This is a genomic window from Cupriavidus sp. CuC1 (assembly GCF_044627735.1).
Taxonomy (GTDB): domain Bacteria; phylum Pseudomonadota; class Gammaproteobacteria; order Burkholderiales; family Burkholderiaceae; genus Cupriavidus; species Cupriavidus ulmosensis.
This window is the reverse complement of the sequence record NZ_JBIUHC010000439.1, coordinates 1-597: the sequence shown is the minus strand read 5'-3', so window position 1 is coordinate 597 and position 597 is coordinate 1. Positions and strand designations below refer to the sequence as shown.

The window sequence follows — 597 nt, the reverse complement described above, 5'->3', positions numbered from 1 at the left end:
TAAACATGACGACATAAGTATTGCAGCATGTATGATTGCGTGGTTACTCTAATGGAGAGGCAGCCATGCGCAGACTCGAGATTGCAGACGCACAGATCATGCAGTTGGCGATTCGACAGGAGATCGAGCGAAGCGAGGAGTCTCGGTATGACCACCGCCTGCACGGAGTGCTGCTGGTCAGCAGCGGTTACTCGTGCACTGAAGTGGGCCAGATGTTCGGTCAAGCGGCCACGACAGTTCAGCGATGGGTCCGACGTTTCGAGCGGGGCGGTTTCGACGGATTGCGGGAAGGTGAACGGCCCGGTCGCCCGCGTGCGTTGAATGACTCGCAATGGCGTCGCATCGAGGCGGATCTGCGCAAGACACCACGCGACTTCGGATTTGAAGCGGGCCTGTGGGATGGGCCCGTTCTATCGGAGCACTTGCGTCAGCGCTATGGCATCAAGCTGGGCGTGCGGCAGTGCCAGAGGCTGTTTCGCCAGATGGGTTTCCGGCTGCGCAAGCCGCGCCCGCAGGTCGCCCAGTCTGATCCTATTCGCGTTGCGGCGGTAAAAAAAACTGCGGCGACTGGCAAAGCGCGACGACATTGAGTTATGG

At 59.5% G+C, this 597-nt stretch carries 1 protein-coding gene; it reads left to right on the top strand.

The features are described 5' to 3' along the window. The first annotated feature begins 65 nt into the window (after window positions 1-65). Window positions 66-590 (top strand): IS630 family transposase, encoded by a 525-nt coding sequence (locus ACGLHR_RS52100; protein ID WP_400103999.1) that lies wholly within the window; start codon window positions 66-68, stop codon window positions 588-590. Window positions 591-597: the final 7 nt, after the last annotated feature.

Bases quoted from the DNA above. Each gene is read 5' to 3' on its own strand.
- ACGLHR_RS52100 (WP_400103999.1), top strand. From the start codon at position 66: ATGCGCAGACTCGAGATTGCAGACGCACAGATCATGCAGTTGGCGATT.